General features: G+C 62.8%; 22 protein-coding genes and 1 pseudogene. 16 read left to right on the top strand and 7 right to left on the bottom strand.

What is annotated here, in order from left to right; translation table 11 throughout:
• Window positions 1-8: 8 nt before the first annotated feature.
• On the bottom strand, window positions 9-1061 hold the full coding sequence (locus tag ACFWO8_RS03235; protein ID WP_378940957.1) for an ABC transporter permease: 1053 nt from the start codon (window positions 1059-1061) through the stop codon (window positions 9-11).
• Between the two features lie 130 nt (window positions 1062-1191).
• Here ACFWO8_RS03235 and ACFWO8_RS03230 point away from each other — a divergent pair, with 130 nt between their 5' ends.
• The 7 genes from ACFWO8_RS03230 (at window position 1192) to ACFWO8_RS03200 (ending at window position 7507) form a co-directional block, all read left to right on the top strand.
• Window positions 1192-2565 carry a sensor histidine kinase gene (locus tag ACFWO8_RS03230; protein WP_378940955.1) on the top strand — a complete coding sequence of 458 codons (1374 nt, stop codon included), beginning with the start codon at window positions 1192-1194 and terminating at the stop codon, window positions 2563-2565.
• On the top strand, window positions 2562-3179 hold the full coding sequence (locus ACFWO8_RS03225) for a LuxR C-terminal-related transcriptional regulator (RefSeq protein ID WP_378940953.1): 618 nt from the start codon (window positions 2562-2564) through the stop codon (window positions 3177-3179). The genes ACFWO8_RS03230 and ACFWO8_RS03225 overlap by 4 nt, the downstream gene beginning before the upstream one ends.
• Before the next feature lie 253 nt (window positions 3180-3432).
• The gene (locus ACFWO8_RS03220) at window positions 3433-3711 is read left to right on the top strand and encodes a helix-turn-helix domain-containing protein (protein WP_378940951.1); all 279 of its coding nucleotides are present in this window, start codon (window positions 3433-3435) and stop codon (window positions 3709-3711) included.
• 490 nt (window positions 3712-4201) lie between these two features.
• Complete coding sequence (locus tag ACFWO8_RS03215) at window positions 4202-5086, top strand: DUF3558 family protein (RefSeq protein ID WP_378940949.1); 885 nt, start codon at window positions 4202-4204, stop codon at window positions 5084-5086.
• Window positions 5087-5131: 45 nt separating this feature from the next.
• Window positions 5132-6334, top strand: coding sequence for a hypothetical protein (locus tag ACFWO8_RS03210; protein WP_378940947.1), 1203 nt, complete (start codon window positions 5132-5134; stop codon window positions 6332-6334).
• Window positions 6334-6783: a hypothetical protein gene (locus ACFWO8_RS03205; RefSeq protein ID WP_378940945.1), complete on the top strand. Its 450-nt coding sequence runs from the start codon at window positions 6334-6336 to the stop codon at window positions 6781-6783. Before ACFWO8_RS03210 ends, ACFWO8_RS03205 begins: the two co-directional genes overlap by 1 nt.
• A 256-nt stretch (window positions 6784-7039) precedes the next feature.
• Window positions 7040-7507, top strand: a complete 468-nt coding sequence (locus ACFWO8_RS03200) for a hypothetical protein (RefSeq protein ID WP_378940943.1) — start codon at window positions 7040-7042, stop codon at window positions 7505-7507.
• A 338-nt stretch (window positions 7508-7845) separates the two neighbouring features.
• Here ACFWO8_RS03200 and ACFWO8_RS03195 read toward each other — a convergent pair whose 3' ends face one another.
• Window positions 7846-8613: a DUF3558 domain-containing protein gene (locus ACFWO8_RS03195; protein ID WP_378940941.1), complete on the bottom strand. Its 768-nt coding sequence runs from the start codon at window positions 8611-8613 to the stop codon at window positions 7846-7848.
• A 573-nt stretch (window positions 8614-9186) separates the two neighbouring features.
• Here ACFWO8_RS03195 and ACFWO8_RS03190 point away from each other — a divergent pair.
• Window positions 9187-10413, top strand: coding sequence for a hypothetical protein (locus ACFWO8_RS03190; protein WP_378940939.1), 1227 nt, complete (start codon window positions 9187-9189; stop codon window positions 10411-10413).
• The gene (locus ACFWO8_RS03185; protein WP_378940937.1) at window positions 10398-10868 is read left to right on the top strand and encodes a hypothetical protein; all 471 of its coding nucleotides are present in this window, start codon (window positions 10398-10400) and stop codon (window positions 10866-10868) included. The genes ACFWO8_RS03190 and ACFWO8_RS03185 overlap by 16 nt, the downstream gene beginning before the upstream one ends.
• Before the next feature lie 642 nt (window positions 10869-11510).
• Here ACFWO8_RS03185 and ACFWO8_RS03180 read toward each other — a convergent pair.
• From ACFWO8_RS03180 to ACFWO8_RS03165, 4 genes are read right to left on the bottom strand one after another with little or no spacing between them, the layout of a single operon-like run.
• A complete protein-coding gene (locus ACFWO8_RS03180; RefSeq protein WP_378940935.1) occupies window positions 11511-12290 on the bottom strand; it encodes an ESX secretion-associated protein EspG in 780 nt (259 codons plus the stop codon).
• Window positions 12287-13492, bottom strand: a complete 1206-nt coding sequence (locus ACFWO8_RS03175; protein ID WP_378940933.1) for a hypothetical protein — start codon at window positions 13490-13492, stop codon at window positions 12287-12289. The genes ACFWO8_RS03180 and ACFWO8_RS03175 overlap by 4 nt, the downstream gene beginning before the upstream one ends.
• Window positions 13492-13917: a hypothetical protein gene (locus tag ACFWO8_RS03170; RefSeq protein ID WP_378940931.1), complete on the bottom strand. Its 426-nt coding sequence runs from the start codon at window positions 13915-13917 to the stop codon at window positions 13492-13494. Before ACFWO8_RS03170 ends, ACFWO8_RS03175 begins: the two co-directional genes overlap by 1 nt.
• A gap of 34 nt (window positions 13918-13951) precedes the next feature.
• Window positions 13952-14479 carry a DUF3558 domain-containing protein gene (locus ACFWO8_RS03165; protein WP_378940929.1) on the bottom strand — a complete coding sequence of 176 codons (528 nt, stop codon included), beginning with the start codon at window positions 14477-14479 and terminating at the stop codon, window positions 13952-13954.
• Window positions 14480-14737: 258 nt separating this feature from the next.
• Here ACFWO8_RS03165 and ACFWO8_RS03160 point away from each other — a divergent pair, with 258 nt between their 5' ends.
• The 7 genes and pseudogenes from ACFWO8_RS03160 (at window position 14738) to ACFWO8_RS03130 (ending at window position 19726) form a co-directional block, all read left to right on the top strand.
• Entirely contained in the window at window positions 14738-15553 is an 816-nt protein-coding gene (locus ACFWO8_RS03160; protein WP_378940927.1) for a DUF6159 family protein, read from the top strand.
• Between the two features lie 221 nt (window positions 15554-15774).
• Window positions 15775-15894 (top strand): annotated as a pseudogene (locus ACFWO8_RS03155) (PPOX class F420-dependent oxidoreductase); the annotation flags it as partial.
• Window positions 15895-16313: 419 nt separating this feature from the next.
• Window positions 16314-17366 (top strand): type IV toxin-antitoxin system AbiEi family antitoxin domain-containing protein, encoded by a 1053-nt coding sequence (locus ACFWO8_RS03150; RefSeq protein WP_378940925.1) that lies wholly within the window; start codon window positions 16314-16316, stop codon window positions 17364-17366.
• Window positions 17367-17476: 110 nt separating this feature from the next.
• The gene (locus ACFWO8_RS03145) at window positions 17477-18265 is read left to right on the top strand and encodes a nucleotidyl transferase AbiEii/AbiGii toxin family protein (protein WP_378943121.1); all 789 of its coding nucleotides are present in this window, start codon (window positions 17477-17479) and stop codon (window positions 18263-18265) included.
• Window positions 18266-18600: 335 nt separating this feature from the next.
• Window positions 18601-19062 (top strand): hypothetical protein, encoded by a 462-nt coding sequence (locus ACFWO8_RS03140; RefSeq protein ID WP_378940923.1) that lies wholly within the window; start codon window positions 18601-18603, stop codon window positions 19060-19062.
• A 57-nt stretch (window positions 19063-19119) separates the two neighbouring features.
• The gene (locus ACFWO8_RS03135) at window positions 19120-19242 is read left to right on the top strand and encodes an XRE family transcriptional regulator (RefSeq protein ID WP_378943116.1); all 123 of its coding nucleotides are present in this window, start codon (window positions 19120-19122) and stop codon (window positions 19240-19242) included.
• Window positions 19243-19300: 58 nt separating this feature from the next.
• Window positions 19301-19726: a PPOX class F420-dependent oxidoreductase gene (locus ACFWO8_RS03130; protein ID WP_378940921.1), complete on the top strand. Its 426-nt coding sequence runs from the start codon at window positions 19301-19303 to the stop codon at window positions 19724-19726.
• On the opposite strand, the gene ACFWO8_RS03125 is transcribed toward ACFWO8_RS03130, so the two are convergent.
• Window positions 19723-20352, bottom strand: coding sequence for a DUF3105 domain-containing protein (locus tag ACFWO8_RS03125; protein ID WP_378940919.1), 630 nt, complete (start codon window positions 20350-20352; stop codon window positions 19723-19725). The two genes, ACFWO8_RS03130 and ACFWO8_RS03125, sit on opposite strands and share 4 nt — an antisense overlap.
• Between the last annotated feature and the right edge of the window lie 46 nt (window positions 20353-20398).

The following is a 20398-nucleotide window of genomic DNA, read 5'->3' as shown; positions in this document are numbered from 1 at the left end:
GAAGTCCTTCAGCGAGTCGCGCCGAGCGCGGTCAGCGGGTCGGTGGTGAACAGGAAGCGCAGGGCGACAGCGGCGCCGGCAAGGCCGAGCACGATCAGAGCCAGTGCGGGCACCAGCGTGGTCGAGATGCTGAGCACGAAAGGCATTGCGTCGCCGAGGAACAGCGAGGTAACGGCCGTGATCGACAGACCTGCGGTGACGCCTGCGATGAGGACGATCGCGGCCTGGGCGAGGGCATCGCGGACCAGTGATCCGGTGGTCGCGCCGAGGGCCTTCAAGGTGGCGATGTCGGGTTGGCGCTGCACGGTCCAGACGGTGAAGAAGGCGCCGATCACCAGGGCGGAGATGGCGAACAGCAACAGGGTCATCAGGGTGAGTGAGCTGTTCTCGGCCTGGTAGGAACCGATCGCTTGCACGGCGTCCTTCGCCGGTAGCTGTCGCGTTCCCGCCTCGGCGTCGAGACTGCCGTTGTCGGCGCTGCCGGTGACCGCGAGCACTGTCGCTGCTCCCGCGCGAGGGCTGGCGGCTTGCCAGTCCTGCATGCTCGTCCAGATCACGGGCGTGTGGCTGTACCACTCGTCACCGGCGACGTCGGCGACGGTGAACTCATGTCCTGCCAGCAGCACGATATCGCCGGTGCCCGCGGACAGTTCACGCGCCGCGGCCGCACTCAGCACCACCGCGCCGGGCGCGGTAGCAGGGCGATTGCTGAACGCCGACGGGTCGCCGCCGAACAACGCGACCTGCGTCGGGCTCGCACCCGCGTGCTCGGCCCGAGTCCGCGAGATGCCGATCGGCGTGGCATCGATCCCGCCCGCCGACTGCCACTGCGCGACCTGCTGCTCGGTGAGCACCGAGGAATCGAAGGACGGATCGGTACCGGTCTCGGCGAAAACCACCTGGTCGGCGTCGATACTCTGGACCGCGGAGATGTTCTGGTGCGCCAGCCCGGCGGTGAGACCGCTGAGGAAACTCACCAGCACCGCGACCAGTAGTACGACGGTGGTGATGAGCAGGAAGCGGCCGCGAGCGGCTCGCAGATCTCGGAGTGCGACGAACATGACTCCACTCTGTCCGCACCGGCCGTCGACGCCATCGCACCGGCGCACGAAACGCCGTCCATCCAAGGTCTGTCGGCGTTTACACCTTTCGATGGATGCCCGGCTGGTTGCCGCACATAAGCTGGTCGGCGTGCACTCGTCCCCGTTGACCCCGGTGGTCACCACGCTGCGGCTAGGCCTGCATGTGCTGGTGACGGCACTGGCGGCAGTGGTCGTCGTGCGTGGGTTGCTGCCCGGCGGTGGCGGCCACGGTGCCGCGGTGGTCGTGCTGACGGTGGTGTGGTTGCTCGTCTACTTCGCTGGGGCCGAGCTCCCTCGCCGCCGGGCCGAGCGTGCGGAATCCGGTGGTGCCGGAGTAGGGCGGGGCGATGGCGCGGTTGGCGGTGGTGTGTCGGCGAAGCCGGGTGATGACGCGGCCGCTGGTGGCGCTTCAGTCGTGCCGGGTGATCGTGCAGTGGCTCGCGGTATCGGAGCGGCGTCGGTTGATCGTGCCGAGCCCAGTGCCCCTCGATGGTCGGGTGCGATGTGGGTCTGGATGGCTGCGCTCACCGTGCTGTGGCTGGCCTTGCTCGTGCTCACGCCCGATGCCGTCTATCTCGCGTTCGGATTGTTCTTCGTCTATCTGCATCTGCTGCCTCGACCGTGGAATCTGATCGCGGTGGTGCTCGCGACCGGGGTCGGGGTGCTGGGTTTCGCGGCGCATCGCGGCTGGTCGGCCGGTGCGGTGGTCGGGCCGGTGCTCGGTGCGTTGGTAGCGATCGGGATCGGGCTCGGATATCAGGCGCTGCGTCGCGAGGCGGTCGAACGGGAGCGGCTGATCGACGAATTGATCGGCACCAGAGCGACTCTCGCGGAACAGGAACGCACAGCGGGCAAGCTCGCCGAGCGTGAACGCCTGGCCAAGGAAATCCACGACACCGTCGCCCAGGGATTGAGCAGTATCCAGTTACTCCTGCATGCCGCCGAGCAGGCGGCACCGGATCACCCTGCGCTGGACCGTATTCGGCTCGCTCGCGAGACCGCCGCCGAGGATCTGGCCGAAACCCGAAGGCTCATAGACGAGTTGTCGCCCGCCGCGCTGGACGGGCAGTCGCTCGCCGAAGCGCTGGAACGTATTTGCCTTCGCGCGCAGTCGCCGGCACTGACCACGCAGCTGCTCGTCGAGGGTGAACCGGAGCGGCTGCCGATGCCGGTCGAGGCGGCGCTGGTGCGGATCGCGCAGAGCGCGGTGGCCAATGTGGTTCAGCACGCGCGGGCCGCGCGCATGCGAGTCACCCTCACCTACGACGACACCGACGCGCACCTCGATATCGTCGACGACGGCATCGGCATCGACCCAGATGTATTGCGCCACCCACGTTCCGGCGCGTTCGGGCTTGCCGCCATGCGCAGCCGCGTCGAACAACAGGGTGGCGTGATGACCGTCGAATCCGAACCCGGCCACACAGCCGTGACAGTGTCCTTCCCACTCGGCACAGCTTTCCCGCAAGGAACAGCCTCATGATCCGCCTACTTCTCGCCGACGACCACGCCATCGTCCGCGCCGGCCTCCGTGCGCTCCTCGACGCGGCCGACGACATCACAGTGGTCGGCGACGTAGCGGATGCCGATGCGGCAGTAGCCTTTTGCGCCGCCACCCCCGTCGACCTGGTCCTGATGGACCTGCGCTTCGGCGACGGCCGCTCCGGCGCCTCCGCCACCGCGGGCCTACGCGCCCTCCCCACCCCACCGAACGTCCTCGTCGTCACCAACTACGACACCGACGCCGACATCCTCGGCGCCATCGAAGCGGGCGCCGTCGGCTACCTCCTCAAGGACACCCCACCCACCGAACTCCTCGCCGCCGTCCGCGCCGCCGCCGCAGGCGAAAGCGTCCTCTCCCCAACTGTCGCCTCCCGCCTGATGACCCGAGTCCGCCGAGCCGACACCACCCTGAGCCCCCGCGAAGTAGAAGTCCTCCGCCTGGTCGCCGCAGGCCTATCCAACCGCGACATCGCCAAACAACTGTTCCTCAGCGAGACAACAGTCAAGTCCCACCTCGTCCACATCTACGCCAAACTGGGCGTGAAATCCCGAACCTCCGCCGTCGCGACGGCCCGCACCCAGGGTGCGATCTGACCGGGAAGCGTCCGGTGTAGATGGCAAAGCGATCCGCGAGGGCCGGTGCCGCACGTTCCCGGAGGGCCGAACCTGCGCCGCATTGAACTCTGGGTCGTCTATCACTGCGATAGCAGTGTTTAGGGAGCTGAGGGGCGGTTTTCGGCGCCATGTGATGGTCTAACGTTGTCATGGCAGTGACAGGGGTGCTGGTGATAGGGCGAAACCAGGGGTTCGTGCTCGTCCGGTGTTGCAATGGGAAGGGAGAGCGCTGATGGCGGACGAGACGTTCGACAGCGTGTGGGATGCGATCGAGGACACCCCACAGGAAGCAGAGAATATGCGGTTGCGGTCGCGGCTGATGATCGCGCTGACCGAGCACATCGAGAGTTCCGGCTGGACGCAGGTGTCGGCTGCCGAGCGGCTCGGCGTGACACAGCCTCGGGTGTCGGATCTGATGCGGGGAAAGATCAGCCTGTTCAGCTTGGACGCGCTGGTGAATATGGTTGCCGCGGCCGGAATGCGCGTGGAAATGAGTGTTCGTGCGGCGTAAGTAACCGACACTCAGCTTTGGTATTTAGGGTGCTTGCTCGGTCGCCTCGGTAGCCGTGATTGCCGTGTTGGGGGTGTTTCCCGGGCGTGGCGCCGCGCCCTGACACCGTTTCTGGATCCGGTGGTCGGGTCTTGGCCCGGCCGTGTGGGTTTCGTGCGCTGGCCGGAAGACCGATGATCGGGCCGATGTTGCGAAACCCAGCCGGGCCGAGCCAACGGCAGCCGACCGGGTTGCTGGGCGCGTTCCCCGGATCATCGGATGTCTTCGACGAGAAAGACCGTCACGGATTTGGGACCGCCCACTACCGTACAGTCGGACCATCTCCACGTATACGCCAAACACGGCGTCAAGTCCCGAACCTCGGTCGTCGCCACGGCCGCCGGCGGACTCGCGGCATCAGATTCTCGCGTGAGTATCATTGTTATAGCCGTGTTTGGCGAGCGGGAGTAGCGTTTTCGGCGTCGCGCGATGGCCTAACGTTGCCATCGCAGTGATTGCCCACCGGTTGACCGGCTGCGCCGGTCAGTGGGCTACTGAACTGTGTGGCGCGCCGTGCACATCAACAAGGTTTTCGCGCGGGCTCCAGAGGGATCGCCAGCGTGGGGGACGCAATCGAGGACGTTCCACAGGAACAGAGAACCTGCGGCCAGTGTCGCGACTTGATGATCGCGTTGACCGAACACGCTCGGCGTCGCTAGTGTGTGGGAGCCACGGCAAGGTCGCGTTGACAGCGAGTTGTACGCTGCCCCAACCGACTAGGCTGGTGAGAAATTTTCAGTCCGTTCCTGATAGGGGAAATCCAGTGACCCGTACCGCGTCCGCTGTCTACGGACTAGCCATAGTGGTGTCGGTTGCGGGTCTGTCTGCTGGCTGTAGCTCTGACGAATCCGACGGTGGTCCACAGGTATCGACTCCGACCGCCACTGTCGAAGGCGAGCCTGTGTCTGCTATTCCAGCCGCGTTCGAGGGCTTGGACCCGTGCACGCTGTTGACCAGCGAGGAAGCGCGTAATGCCACCGGCGCACCGAGCATCGGATCTCCCAGACGGATAGTGGCGCCTGGACAAGCGGGTTCGATGGCCGCCTGCTCATGGAGACCTCCCAAAGATTTGGGAGTGCAACTCTCGTTCACCACACCACCTACGTTGCCTTCTACCAACCAGGAGAAGGCATGGACGGACGAGATCGGACATCCGGCCAAGGTAAGCACGATTTCTGGTGCGTGCCACGCGTACGCCTGGTACAGCAGCGATCGCATGGTTGATTTGAAGATCTACCCGCCCGAGCAGCAACGGTCGTCATCCCTGGAGGACGACGTGTGTGCTCGGTCGAGGGCTTTTATCAAACAGGTATTCAGTAAAATTCCATGGAAATAGCATAAACGTTGGACGTTAGGTCCAATCCTGTGGAGGGGAAGAGCAGTGGGGACACCGTTCAAGGTCGAGGCTGGCGAAGTTGCTGGACTCGGCAAGCTGATTGACGAGATTGGCGCTAATGCCGACCTTCTCACGCGAACGTCCGGGGTCATGGGCAGCCCTGCTAGCGATGGCTATACCGGTATTATGCAGTTGCTCGTCACGCCGCTGAATTCGCTTCGAGATGCGACGAGCGATCGCCAGCGAAAGATGACGACCGTTCTCCAGAATACTGGCGTGGAGCTTAACAAGGCCGCGTGGATGTACGTCGATCAGGATGCTAAAAACTATGCCGCGCTGAATGCTCATACGAATGGGATCGAGACCGGTGATTCCAACGTTGAGGAGCAGGGGGCCACTGAAGCCTTTGTGAATGCCGTGCCGTACAGCGGTCCGGAGTTTCTCTCGGTCCCGCCCTGCACAATATCGGTGCCTCCAAATCTGAATGAAATCCTGGCGCAAGGCAATGAATGGGTACAGGATATCCTGGACTACTTCTCCGAGATTGGTTATAACCCACTCACTGATGTCCTTGAGAAGATTGCCGGGAACTGGAACGATCTGAGGCGTGTCGGCGGAGTTCACCAGGATGTCGGCGAGACTTTCGAAAAGGGCGGACTGAATCTGGAATGGGGGAGAACCACAGTCGACTCGCATTGGGACGGGCAAGCGGCCACCAGCTTCCAGGACTTTGCCGGTCGACTGTCCGCCGGAATGCAATGGGAAGGGCCGATTGGCAGATTGATCTGCACTGCACTCGAACGAGTTGCCGACGAGATTGAAAGGGCTGTCACCGAAGCCGTCAATAAGATAATTGACGTACTGAAAAGTCAGGTCGAGGTCAAAGGTGTCAAGTCTGCACTCAAGTTCGCCTTGAAGAAGGTGCCGGTTGCTGGATGGGCATACCAGCTCGCCGACATCGCACTGCAGCTCAAAGCAGTAATGGACCATGTCTTGACGTTGGTTGAATCCATTCAAAACACAGTCAATTCGGTGAAGGATTTTATCGAGTTTGTCAAGGACCCGGTCGGCAATGTCGAAGAGGGGCTTGAAGCCAAGCTGAAGCCGATCACCGACAAGATCGAAGACGCTCAGCAGAAGGCGGAGATGGCCCAGGATATTGTCGCAGCGGGGAATATTGAAACGATTAGGAACAAGCCAGATTCGGCCTATGAGGTCGGCAGCGGGACACAACCATGGGGTTCCTGATGAACAATTCGGTAGGCGATTCAGATCCGCAACATTTACGAGCATTCCATCGCTTGATGGGAGCGGTAGACGCTCTGGCGACCCTGCGAATCCGCAGCGAAAATACCACCATAGATGAGCTGTGCGCTGTTCCGGTCACCGATGAGTTCATGAATCGTTTGGCGGCAGCTCCCGCGGCGTCCGCGGCGTTGCAGATCTATGCCCAGCGAGTGGTGCGTGGCGAAGCACGCTGGAACGACATCGAGCTATGGGCCAACCCGGTGCCGCCGGAGGTCGCGGAACTGAAGGCGTCACCGCGCCACGAGTGGCTGTACTGTCCCGTTGCTAAGCCAACGCCGCCCAATGAACCTGGTCGAGCTTTGACCTATGGCTCAGTCTTCCGCCGCGGCGAAATCGTGGGACCGAGCGACGGTGACGATGACGACACACCTCAATCTTGGCTCGTATAGGGTGGCTGTTCGGCTGTCCAGCAGAGGGTTTGAGGGGTCTGCCAGTTTGATCGGTGGGTGTGATAGGGCCGGATGGCGTCCGATGCGCCGACCTATGGGGCGCTCGCTGCGGGGGGTGCTCGCGGGTAGGCTGATTGGATCGCAGAGTCGGAGCGGCAGATTCGTCGAACTCGGTGAAGCCCCCGGGCTCGGACCGGCCGTGGGATAAGTACCGATGCGATCCGGGCGCGCGAGCACTCCGTTTATTGTCCTGCCGATGATTGCTGTCGTTGCGACTCTTGTCGCAAGTTGTGGTGACGATGCAGCGGAGCCGTTGGATTGGCACGCCATCGACCCGTGTGCGCTGGTGGAACCGAACGAGGTTGCCCAGGTCGATAACTGCAGATCGATCGATGCGGTGACGCAGCCGAAGCGGTCGAACAACGATTCCAGTAGCGAGTGCAAATGGCAGGGGTTTCTGTCGGTCGTGCTGTCGGGGCCTACGCCCCGGACGCGCGCATACGTTATCCGTGATCTCGACTTCGGCGGGCGGCAAGCTGCCGTCGTCGACGAGAAGGGCGGCGATTGCAGAGTCTGGGTTGTTTATCGAGATGCGGAGGCTGTGATCAGTATCAATCCAGCCAGGGACAAAACAAACGTCGATCTCGATGATCGGTCTACGGTCAGTTGCGACGTACAGCGGCCGCTCCTTACTTCGATTCTCGATCGTGTGGACTTGCCCTGATTCTCATCTGCGGGCCGCATGCCGAGCGACGAGTAGCCGCGATGCGAGGTGGGGTGCCGAATACGGCACCCCACCAACGGCTTGCACCGCGACGGTGGCGGGTTCGGTCTCGGCGGTGATCCGTTGCGGATTCGGTCGACCTGATCGAACAGTGGCCGAATCAAGTGAATCCCACCCCGCCCACGCCCATACAAAGCGGGCGTGAAATCCCGCACCTCCGCCGTCGCCAGGGCACGCGCTCAGGGCGATCTGATCGGGTAGCGCAGTCGCGTTACGATCGTTCCGGTCCAACGCCCGTAAATTCCCGCTCGGGGCGCTCGATAGGCGCTGAGATTCTCCTAGTTGCTGTCGAGCGATCCTGCGACGATATTTGCTACATCGTGAACCTGGTCGCAAGGCTCGGGCGCGTCGACTGAGGCAGTCCGTGGAGTCGTCAATGACAGCAGCAAGGTTCCGTCCGGTGATTCAATGGCAGCGTCGCATGTGGGGATCCCCAATGGCGGGCGGTAGATTACCGCTGGTCGGCCGTCGATGGGGTCCGTGCTGACAACCTCATTACGCGGGTTTTGTCTGATCTCTGCAACTTTTTCGCTGTTGGTGAGGATGGAGAGGAAGCCAGTCAGGGACTCCTCGCCATTCACCAGCTCGGATCTGCGGAAACTGCAGCCGATCTTCGTCCACAACGACGAGGTCACCTCGGATGCGTATCGCTGTCGACTGTTCGGATCAAACCCGGTCTGGGAGATGAGGGAATCCACGACTCGGAAGCAGGGATCAAACGCCACGACACGAGGGACGACTTGATCTGGAGCAGGAGGGAGAGGCACTTTGATGCCCGGCGCAGTGCTACCTTCCGCCGCCTTGCTCGTGCTAGCAGCAGCAGTGCTGGAGCTAGCAGCATTAGTTGTGCTCGGCAGGGCACCGCTACCTTCATCGGAGGCGCACGCGGCGAGGGTCCAGACTGCCGCCAGAGCGCATGCTCTACCCCCGACAATCCATCGCGATCGGCGTTTTGAAGTCCCGTCCAATTCTTGAATCCCGTTTCGTCTGAGCGTGGCCCGCCGGGCGGCCGACGCGTCGAAGGTTGATGGCGTGTGTGTTGCCACCTGCGATGTGTCGGTCGCAGTGTATCTGAGGCGTGGCTTCCGTTCAGATCCGGTTCCTGCAGTGGAACCGCCTGTCTCCTACAGCATTAGGCTCGATCCTTCGCACGGTCAGTGGGTTGGCCGTTGGTTGCCCGTCACAAGGGCACGCTGAAATCACAGCTCACAGTCAATTTTCCCGACTCCGCTGACACCCTGCCTGTGGGTGGTGAAGCGGAACTCGCTGCGACACAGCGACATACGCCTCGGCTATCGGTTTGCCAGCTGTGACGTTCGGGCTTACGATCATGCAAAGTTCGAAAACTGCACTCTGGGGGCCGTGAGTTTGTTCGATTGTGCACAACAGGAATCGAATTCGCGGGAGGCCAGGATCGTCTGAGCCGGTGATCTCGCGCTGGCGGGGCATGGCCACGAGTTCCGCGGACTCGCCACTGATGCTTTCAAGGAGGGGGAGATCTCGATGTCGAAGGTTCGGCCCAAAATCGCTTCTGCAATTGATATATAGAATCAACGTCGGGTAGAGAGTGAAGTTAATTGAGTCAACAGTTTGCTGCTAATCCTTCCGAAATAGCTGGGATGGGCGAGCTTCTGAGCGAGATAGGTCGTGATGCCTGGAATGCTGCCGAGTTTATCGGACAGCACGGAGTTGGGGCCGAATGGGTAAGTGGGCCGATCATCGACGACATAGTTTCGTATGTGGATTCGTGTGCCACGATGTGGAAGAGTCGCATGGCCGGCATCGGGACGACAACTGCCGATTCCGGTCTGGAGTTGAGGGAAGCGGCTTGGCTCTATCACGATCAAGATCAGCAGAACTACGAGGCCCTCAACAAGCACAAGTCAAATATCATGGTCACCGGGGATCAGTCGGTGCCTGTCTATGCTGACAGGGCGGCGGTCGGTGCCGTGCAGGCCTACGAAGGCGCCGCGAAGTATTCCAAGCCGGCGGAGGTGAAACTAGACATACCAACTGCCAACAAAGAAGAACTGGTGGAGCTTATCGGATCGGCGTTTGAACCGATCGGGGCCGTCAATGACACCGTCAAGCGAATCACGAAAGATGTTGGTAGAGAGTTCGACCCGCTCGGTGAAGTGTTGAAGCAAGTGCCGGGGAACTGGAGCGAAATTCGCCGAATCGGCGAGTCCTACAAAGTTGCCGGACAGGCAATGGAGGCTTGTGGGAAGAACCTCGAATCTGGGCTGAAGCGCTTGGCGGGATCTGCGGCAGGTGGTACGCCGAACTGGGATGGAAAGGCGGCGATCGCCTTCGAGGACTGGGCAAATCGCCAGATTGCCGCCATGAAATGGGAGGGCCCTACCGGGAGGTTGATCGCCGAGGCGCTGGGGGAGGTTACCAATCAACTTCGCGACGCGATTCACAAGGCTCTTCAGTGGCTTTGGGACCTACTCGAGATCCCGCTCAAGGTCACGGCTGACAGCGTCGCGGAGGCATTCAAGGTGTGCTTCCGAAAGATCCCAGTCGTCGGATGGGCTGCCACCGTCACTGAAATGGCAATCAAGGTGGTTAATATTGTCAATGATGTGATCCAGCTCATCGACAAAATTCGAGCCCTGGTCGATAAGGTCAAGCAATTCCTTGAAATAGTAAAAGACCCTGTCAAGTCAGTTCAGGAGGGTGCGACTCAGAGGTTCGAAGAACTCGTCCAGCCGTTCGCGAAGGGCGTTAAAGCCGGTGATATTTTGGAGGACGCAGCTAAATCTGCGCAGCTAAATGACACAATTAACAGGCCAGATGAAAGGTTCGACTCGGGCGACGGTCAGAACCCTTGGGCGAACGCGTGAGGCCGCAGTGGGGCTCCGCGCGTGAGCCTGACGCCGATCCTGTAATCGAGGCGGCCGTCAGAGATTTGATGGGTGCCGTCGACGATCTCCGCACGGCTTGTATTCGCATTGACAACTTCGACATGGAAGCGTATTTCGCCGAACCGACCGAGGTTACGGACGACTTCATGTGGATATTGGCGGAGCGACCCGGGGCATCAGCGGAGCTGGTCTCCTATGCGCTTCTCGTACGAGACCGCGGGTACCGATGGTCCGATGTCGAGAAATTCGCTTGGCCTTTGCCGCCGGAAATTGCAGAACTGAAATCCTCGGACAGATTCCTTTGGATGTGGAGTTCGGAATATGCGGCGTCGCAATCCGATCCATCGCAGGAAGTGCGGCGAGACAGCAATGCCGTCGGTCCGTCCGACTGGGATGACGAGTTTGATCAGTCCCCTGATTCCTGGTTGGAGTAATGGCCCGTCGCTGGTTTCCGCTCTCTCAGGCGAAACCGGTGACCTACCAGATATCCACCCAGCCGGGCCGTTCCGGGATATCGAAGGCTCCGGAACGGCCTCGCACCAACATTGGCATAGTGGCCCCCTCTGGGAAACGGGCATGCAATGCCCCGGCCCTTCGTCGGCGGAACGGAGTGAACATATACTCCTTCTGCAGTCGATGATCCATCCCAGTGTCCGGATGCACGAAATCTACCTCGATTCTCACCCGATGCTCATCGAGACCTGTCGCTCTGCTTACTCTGCGATAGCGTGACTCCACAACGGACCCGGCGACTATCCTCGCCCTCCGCTGCAGATACGCCCGGCGGCCGCGCCAAACCAGACCCAGGACCTGCGCCCATAGCGCGATCCCGAACACGATGCTCAGCGGAAACGATAACGCCGTCACGGCTCTATTCCCTGACCACTGCCCCAGTCCCAGGCCGACTTTCAAGACTCCTGCAGTAAAGGGGATGATGCCTGCTCCCGAGATCAGCATCCACAACAAAGTCGTTGGGTTGACTAACTTGCGTCTGCGACCCACTTAGAACTCCTTAACCTGGCCTCGCCCCGTTCACGCTAGTCGGGGTCAGGGGTCTTGCGTCGGGATCCGAGTAGTCACCACGGATTGCCGTATGTGTCATCCATATCAGGTTGGTTGAGGCGGACGGCGGCGTCGATCCATTGGCCGAGCTGGCTTGCCTGGCCTTGCGGCGTGGCGGGTTTGACGTTCAAGTCGTTGTGGAGGCGGGTGATGGTGTATCGGCCGTCGTCGGTGAAGTCGTGCCATTCGGTGCTGTGATGCGGTTCCGGGCGCTCGAGGACGGTGCCGAGATAGAGAGCAGCGCGGCCGCGGCCGTCGGTGGGACGGTTGAAGAATCGGCGGGCACGTTCCGACGGCGAGTTGTGGGCGACATCCTCGAAGTAGGTGTCGCGTCGGGGCGACAGGTCGCTGGTGTGGAACGTCGTAGCTGGGTGGGTGCCAGGCGAGGCTTTGGGAAGACAGTTGATCAGCTCGTGGGGGAGGTCGTCGGGGCGACCGAGGTGGACGGTGATTGGGCCGTCAGTACCGTCCCGGTTTATCTGGCTGATTACGACGGCCTGGAAGTCGTTGCGGGTGGCGTGGACTCGGTAGGCGGCTGTCGTATTGTCTCGGGTTTTGGTTGTGCTGCCTGATATTTGGATGCGGAAGGTAGCGCTGGTGGCGGTGTCGATCGCGCGGCGGATCATGATGAGTTCGTCGCGTGGGTAGCTGTCGAGGAGTTTCGCGCGGTGGTTGTCGAACTCTTCTTGGTAAGGGAAACGGGAGGTGTAGTGCAGGGGGCGGGGGAAGCGGTCGACCGCGTCGCTGTACCAGTGGATCGCGAAGTCGTCGGGGTCGAAGGTCCAGTCAGTCACTTCGACTCGCCTTCCTGGTCGGCGGGGAGGGTTTGTGCTGAGAGGAATCGTGCGCCGATCGCTTGGGGTGTGGCCTTGGCGATCTCGCCGATCAGTTCTCGGGTGTTCTCTTCGTTGATCAAGTAGTCGGGGGTCTCGTGGGTGTTTTCGTCGTCTTTTCCGCCACCACGGCCCGCGCCGGCGCCCATCATGCCGGGGGCGCCCGTCGTCCCGCGTCCTGCGCCACCTGCTGCGGATGCGGCCGCGGCCGTGCCGGTGACAGCGGCCGCGGGGATGCCGGGTATCGCACGGCCTGGTGTCGGTACGGCGGCGCCGGGGACTCCTGCTGATGGGGAACCACCTGACGGGCTGCTTGGGCTGCCCGATGAGCCCGGTGCGTTCGGTGTCGTAGTTCCCGGTGTGGTCGCCGGTGATTCCGTGGATGCGGCGGCGGTGTCGTCGTCGGAAGTTGTGTCGTCCTCGGTGTCGTCTTCGGCCGTGTCGTCGCCGGTGGTGTCGTCCTCGGTGTCGTCACCGGTGTTGTCGTCGTCTCCCGTGTTTTCGTCCCCGGTGTCCGGGTCGTCGCCGGTGCCGTTGTCCTCGTCTTCATCGTCGCTGCCGCCGCCATCATCGCCACCGCCATCGCCGTTGCCATCATCGCCGTCGCCACCGGGGACGAAGGAATCGGTAACAAGGCTGGTGGGGTGATCGAGCACGGGCAGGCCTGCGTCGACGACTCCGAAGGCCTCGACGTATTTGGCCTTCATGATGGCGCGGGCGTCTTCCTCGTCATCGTTGCGGCCGTCTTCGAACTCGTCGTTGTTGATCCAGCGGTCGTTGATATCCCAGATGTCGGGGTCTTCCTTGCGCGCAGGGAGCGAGGATTTGGTGTCGGAGGAGGAAAGGGCGGACGAGGAGATCAGTCTGGCGACTGTCTCGAAGGTGGGCGTGAGTTCTTCGGCCTTGGTGGTGTAGGACGAGATCGCGTTCTTCGAGGCCTCGGCGGCGTTGCCTTCCCAGGCTTCGGCGATCGCCGCGTGCATCCGCTGCCGGAATGTCGCCAGTCCGACTTCCCAATCTGTCTTTGCTTGCCAGAAGACGGCGACGGCACCGAATGACGGATCGACGCCGACGGGGTCGAAGCTGTCGATGATCTTGGCGTGGGACAGCTCCTGCGGGCGCTCGGTGCGGGGTGGGATCTTCGGGTTTTCGGTACCGGCCATCAACGCCCGCCGGGGATCTGGTCCAGGCGCTCGGTCTCAGCGTTGAAGCGAGCGGCGAACGCTTCGTCCTCGGCTACGAAACGATCGCGGACGGCGACGTGGAGCAGGCGAATGTCTTCCACGGCGTCCCAATGTTCCTTCAGCACGGTGTGGTAGTCGTTACCGCCGTCGCTGCCACTGGCGATCTTGCGGAACCGGTCAGCCATCGTCTGAGCTGAGGTCAGAATCGAACCACCGTGGTCACCGAACCCCCAGGTCTGGATCTTGGCGACGTCGTCGATATTGGTTTGAATCGCCAGAATCGTCGCCTGGAATGATGCGCACTCGTATTCGATCTTGGCGAACTCTTCCGGTTCCATCCGGACTGTCAGATTGCCGTTCTTGGCTTCGGTGATCAGCGGGGCCAGCGGTGTCGTGCCGGTCATCAGGGTTCCTCCCCAGGTCCATTCAGTTGTGTGCTCAAGCCCCGGCCGGGATGCTCGGAGCGATCTTCTCCGCGAGCGTCCGAGCGATCGTGCACGCCGGAATATGCCCGGTGTCGGGGACATATTCCGGGTTGCTGATGAAGATGTCGAGGCTGCCGTCCTGCATCTCGACATTCGCGGTGCAGACACGGTCCGGGCCGGGCGCGTCAGCGTCCTGCTGACGCGAGACGATCACTTGCCGTCCGCTCACGACGAACTCCTCCGCATCGGTGAAGTTCCGTGCCCGGATCATCTCCAGTGTCAGATTCGTGGTTCTGATCTTGGCCCCGTACCCTCGCCCCCTTTTATTTCCCCAACCGCACCCGCGCCACTTCACCCCGTTCGGCGCATCGAGATTGGACTCGGGGTTGCGGTCCGGGCGCAGATTCTCGGACTCGAACACCTCGGCGGGTACCTGGGTGCAGGGATCGAACCCGGTCGGCACCTCAGCGGCGAATGTGGGGGCCGTATTGGCGGGCTGTTCAGACGGTGAATCCGGTCCGCAGGCGCTGATTGCGAGCACAGCACCCACAACAGCGATTGCCCCACGCCAGCGCTTGCCCTGTACCCCCGCCATCGTCCCCGCCGATCCCCTCGACCGTGTGCCGCCGCAGCCGGTCCACCAAGTTGATATCGGGCGAAGGCTATCAATTCGGTGTCGGCCGGGCAACCGCGCAGGCGACCGCCGACCCACGCGCAGTCAAGCCTCGTCAAGTTGACGGCACAGGACGACCGGATACGCTGACCGCGTTGTTCGATCGTTGAATGAGGGGGATCACGGGTGGCGTTCGCGAATTCGTGGCAGATGTTCAAAACTTCGGCCGCCGTGCTGAAATCGCGCAAGGAGCTGGCGGTCTTTCCCGTGATCTCCGGTGTGGCAAGTGTAGCGGTGACCGCCACGTTCATCGTGCCGATCGTGGCGACGGACCTGTGGGACACATCCTCGGCAGCAACCTACGTGTTGTTCGGATTGATGTATCTGGCATCGGCTTTCGTCACAGTGTTCTTCAATGCCGCGCTCATCTCGCAGGCTGATGTCGCGTTGCGGGGAGGCGATCCCAGCGTGGCAGGTGGGATCAGCATCGCGGCAGGAAAGTGGCCGCGCATCTTGGTGTGGGCGGCGATCTCGGCGACGGTGTCGCAGTTGCTGCGGGTTCTGCAGGACCGGGTCGGATTCCTCGGAACGATCCTGGCCGCGATCGCAGGAACCGCCTGGCAGGTCATCTCGTATCTCGTGCTGCCCAAGATGGTGCTCGCCGACCGTGGAGTCGTTGACGCCGTGAAGGATTCGGCCGCGGCGATGAAGCGGACCTGGGGTGAGAACGTCGTCGGCAACGCCGGACTCGGCATTTTCGGCTTCCTTCTCGCTGTCCCGGGCGTACTTCTGATCATCGCGAGCGTCTCGATACTCGGATCCAATGTCGTTGCAGCACTGATGGTTCTACTCGTTGGCATCGCTTGGCTGATCGTGGCTGCCGTCGCAGTGTCAGCGCTGTCTGGGATCTACCAGACCGCGCTGTACCGGTTCAGTGTCGACGGAATCGTGCCCGGTGCTTTTGCTGAGGCACGCCTGGCCGAGGCGTTCCGGCAGCGCTGACCCGCGCCTCTTGCGATCGAGGGTAGCGCCGAGCCCATCGCGCCCACAGAGTAGTGCGCGCGAACGCTGATCGTCGATCATGGGCGGAGCGCTGCCGCACCAAGACCTATCTGGGAGCGGTCCGTGGGCAAACTGGTTCGATGGTTGCCTGCTCATGGAAATAGCCTGGTGCTGGCCGGTCGGTACCGCGAGGTGGCGTCTTGTTGGCCTAACCTGGGCCCATGACTTCCCTGTCTGATCCCAAGGTGCGCGAATTTCTCTCCCACGGCACGCGAACAGGCAAGGTCGCGGTCACGGCCGCGGATGGGCGTCCGCTGGTAGCGCCCGTTTGGACGCTGGTCAATATGGTCGTCGCGGCAGGGATGCGACCAATACTCACCGCCGAGAGGATCGACTCGGTTCGGTCTTCGGCAGGGCCGGAGCGGTAGCGGTAGGCGAACCACGCGGCGATCGCCACGCGCAGGACAACGGCGAGGACAACGAGCAGGGGAAACGCTGTCGTTTTTGGGGCCGTCAGTCAGGGGTTGGGTGGCATTGATCGCGGTAACCATGCGCTCAGGATCGAGGAAGGGTTCTCCACCTACGTTCGAGGCGATGGTTGATTGGCCGTTGTGGGCGGCGCGGACGACTTCATGCGGCGATACCGTGCCGTCGCCGTGGCGAGGGGGATCTCGGGCGGCGGAGGTACCGCCGTCCCTGAATTTGGCGCAATAATTGCGGCCGGGTCGACATAATCGACAGTAACGTATATTTTCGTGGCATGAGAGCGGATAGTCGTGCTGCTGAAGTGGTGGCGCTGGCTGCTGAGCAGAACGGTGTGGTCACCAGCCGGCAAGCCCACGCAGTAGCTGGTGCCACCTCGCACCAGCTCAAACGCATGGCCGATTCGGGGCAGCTCGAGCGCCTGCATCATGGCATTTATCGGGTCGCTCATTTCCAGTCCGACCTGCATCAACCCCAGCGCGTCGCGTGGCTGGCTATCGATCCCGGGCTACCGGCGTGGGAGCGCCTGGATCAGGACGTGCCCGGTGGTGTGCTTTCCCACGCCACGGCCGCGCGGATGCACGATCTCGGCGACATGGATGCCGATACCGTCGAGCTGACTGCGCCGCGCCGGATTCGGCTCTCGCTGCCCGATGTCATCGTTCACCGTGGTGAACTCACCCGCGACGATTGGGAGATCGTCGACGGTGTTCCCGTGACGACGGTCGCGCGCACGATCGGCGACCTGGCCGCGGTGACCGTCGACGCGGGTCACCTGGGCTCGGTGGTGCGTGACGCGGTCGCCGGTGACCGGATCTCCGCGGCACAGGCCGCCGACGCCCTGGCTCCCCACGCGTTCAGCTACGGGCACCAGCCGTTCGACGGCGCGGGGTTCCGCGATGCGCTCATCGATGAGGCCGGGATTCCCGCCAGCGCGCTCGCGCTGGCCCGCATCGCCTCACAGTCGGAGCTCGTGCAGCAGCGGGACAAAGTTCTCGATCAGCTGCTAGAGGCGAACGATGGCAGATCCAGCATCATCGACGTGCTCGAAACGATCGGACGCGCCACCGACCCGCATGTGCGACGCCTCACCCGCCTGCTCGCCGCCGACTCCTCCTCGAACGACGATCCGGCCGGTGCGGGCAAGCGGCGAGCGCTGCTCGAGTCGATCGTTGCTGATATGCAGTCCGTGGCCGAGATCGAGCGTTTCGGTGATCAGCTCGCCGCGATCGCTGCGGCCGCCGACCGTCTGGACCCTGAACGCAGGAGCCCGCGCGTCACCGAGGCCGTTTCACTCGCGGCCGAGCACGTGCAGCGGGAGCGGCGGTGAGCGCGGCGGCGCGTTCACCGCGCGAGACCCGAACCAGCGTCACCCACCATCTGCAACGCCACGCCGCCGAGGGGCCGCAGAACTTCGGCGAGCTGCAGCGGCGGTTCGTGATGTCGCGGTTCCTGGCCAGAGTTTTCAGCGCTGATCCACAAGGCTGGATCCTCAAGGGCGGTGTCGCGATGATGGTGCGCCTGCCTCGGGCCCGTCATAGCACCGACATTGACCTGCAAGCACGTGACGGGGATGATCCGATCGCCGAGCTCGAACGGATCGTGCGCGACAACAATATTGACGCATTCCGGTTCCAGGTGAAAAAGCGCTCCGCACTCGCGGGCGGCAAGGGCGTGCGTATCACCGTGGAGGCACGGCTTGGGCCCACGGTGTTCGACACGTTCAAGATCGATGTCGTGCGGCCGCGTCGGGAACTGGTCGGCGCGGTCGAGCTCAAACGTCTTCCACGCCTGGTTGATACCGCCGACTTCCCGGAAGATCCCGAGGTGCAGCTCTATCCGGTCGCTGACCAGATCGCCGACAAAATTTGTGGCATCTACGAGACCCACCCTTCAGGCGCTTCCGGCCGATTCCGTGACCTTGTCGATCTGCTGCTGATCGCCGAGTATCTGCCGATCGACCTGGGCACGGCGGTCGACGCCCTCGAACAGGAGCGAGTGCTGCGCGCCATCACCGACCTACCCGCCACGATCACGGCGCCGAGCACCGATTGGATCGCGGGGTGGAGCCGCCAGGTAGCGACGAGCCCACTCGGAAATCATCACCACAACCTCGACGCGGCGCTGGTCGCGGCCGGGTGCTGCTACAACCGGGTGCTGATCTCGTTGCCAGTCGTCGACCGTACGGCCAGGTGGAACCCGGAAACGGCCACCTGGCAAGAAACGTGACCGCTGTCGGTGTGTCAGCGCTGTCTGGGATCTACCAGGCCTCGTAGTACCGGTTCAGTGTCGACGGAATCGTGCCCGTTGTTTTTGCTGAGGCACGCCTGGCCGAGGCATTCCGGCAGCGCTGACCCGCGCCTCTTGCGACCGAGGGTAACGCCGAGCCCATCGCGCCCACAGAGTCGAGCGCGCGAACGCCGATCAGGAGAAGGCATGGACGGATGAGATCGGACATCCGGCCCGGGCACTCCCGATGTCGGGCGCGTGCCACGGTACTCCTGATCATCGCGAGCTAACTGCCGCACCGAGAACTCCTCCAAGAAGTAGCCGAAAGGATGTACGTGGACGACGACGAACGCGAGGTATGGGAGTTCGCGGTGGGACTCGGGCTCCCGGACGAGACTGGGCCGGGCGCACTCGACGGGGAGGGGATCCACCCGATTGCCCTGGCGCTCGAAGAGAGTGTTCATCGGATCGAGGGGGTGAACCGAATCCCGTGCTACACAAGCTTCGGTCCGGTCACCGCATTCGATGAGTTCGCGCAGCGCGCATGGGGCGACGCGCACGACGCGGCACGCGTTCCAGCGGAATGCTGCCTCGCTGTCTACGTCACCGATGACGAACTGGACGTGTTGGTGACTGCGGTTGTCGAGGACCTCGGTATCGCCGCGGGCGGGTACTCGACGGCAGCAGACCGGAATGTCACTGTAGGCCTGCGAGCCATCTCGATGGATTCGCCGGAGAACGGTTTCTATCAGCATCTCGTCGACCAGTATCGCGATCAAACCAGTGCAACGAGTTGAGTTCGTCCCGATTGTGCCCGTTCAGGAAGCCGCCGGGTTGCTGACTGCCCCGCCTCGATACAGAGGCGGGGCAGATCGGCTCTGATGCGGGGAAAGATCAGCCTGTTCAGCTTGGACGCGCTGGTGAATATGGTTGTCGCGGCCGGGATGCATGTAGAGATGAGTGTTCGTGCGGCGTGAGTGACTGGCCGGGCGCGCGCTCACGCGAGGTGTCATCTTGTTGGTCTACCCTGCGCTCATGGCTTCCCTGTCGGATCCTCAGGTGCGCGAATTTCTTTCCCACGGCACACGAACGGGCAAGGTGGCGTTCGCTGGTGCGGATGGGCGTCCGTTGGTGACGCCGGTGTGGTTCATCGTCGAAGGTGATGAGCTGGTTTTCAATACGGGTAAGGGCACGGCCAAGGGGCGGGCTTTCGCGCGTGATCCTCGCGTCGCATTGAGTGTTGATCTCGAGGAGCCGCCGTATGCGCTGGTCGCGGTGCAGGGGACGGTCACGCTGTCCGAGGACCTCGATGAGCTCGTGCGTACCGCTACCGCTATCGGTGCCCGATACATGGGTCCGGACAGGGCGGCGGAGTTCGGTAAGCGCAACGGCGTCCCCGGTGAACTCGTGGTGCGGCTGCGGCCGACGAAGGTCATCGCGCACTTCGATATGACGGGCTAGCGGGCGCCGTCCATCGGTACCGCGTCAGGGCCGGGCGGGGTCGGGTCGTAGGGCGGGGGATCGTTGCGGTCGAAGAGGGGAGACGAGCAGGTCGCTCCGACTTCTGGTGTGGTGTATGGGTTTTCGCGGAGGGCGACGATGAACTGGTCGATGCGTTCGTCGGTGGCGGAGTCGAGGGTGAGTTGGTGGCCCCATGACTGCAGAGAGATCGGGTGCTCCATGTCGGGGATCGGCGACATCAGGGTGTACTGCCGGTCGGTCACCTTCGCGCTCAGCGTCGCCTGATCCTGCGGGCTCACCTTCGCGGGGTTGTAGGCGATCCATACCGCGCCGTGTTCGAGCGAGTGCACCGCGTTCTCGGAGCGCAGGGCCTTCGAATAGACGACGCCGGTGCAGGCTGCCCATTGGGAATCGTGCGGTCCGCCGACCGGGGGAATCGACGGGTAGGCGACTCGCTGGGTCGGCAGCACGTGCGGCTGTCCAGGCTTGATCTCGGTGACGACGACGCCGGAAATCTGGAGCGAGGGGTCGTGATTGTCCGCTGATGGGGCAAAGCTGTCCGCGGCGACGGTTGCCTGGCCGACGATCGTGTCGGTCGAGCATCCTGCCGCCAAGGTCGCGGCCACGACCACAACCGCGCGAGCACCTGCGCCGCGCACTCCACCGGTCCTA

The sequence above is a fragment of the Nocardia sp. NPDC058480 genome, from assembly GCF_042720495.1.
Lineage (GTDB): Bacteria > Actinomycetota > Actinomycetes > Mycobacteriales > Mycobacteriaceae > Nocardia.
The sequence above is the reverse complement of the archived record's forward strand: the minus strand, read 5'-3'. Positions and strand labels throughout refer to the sequence as shown.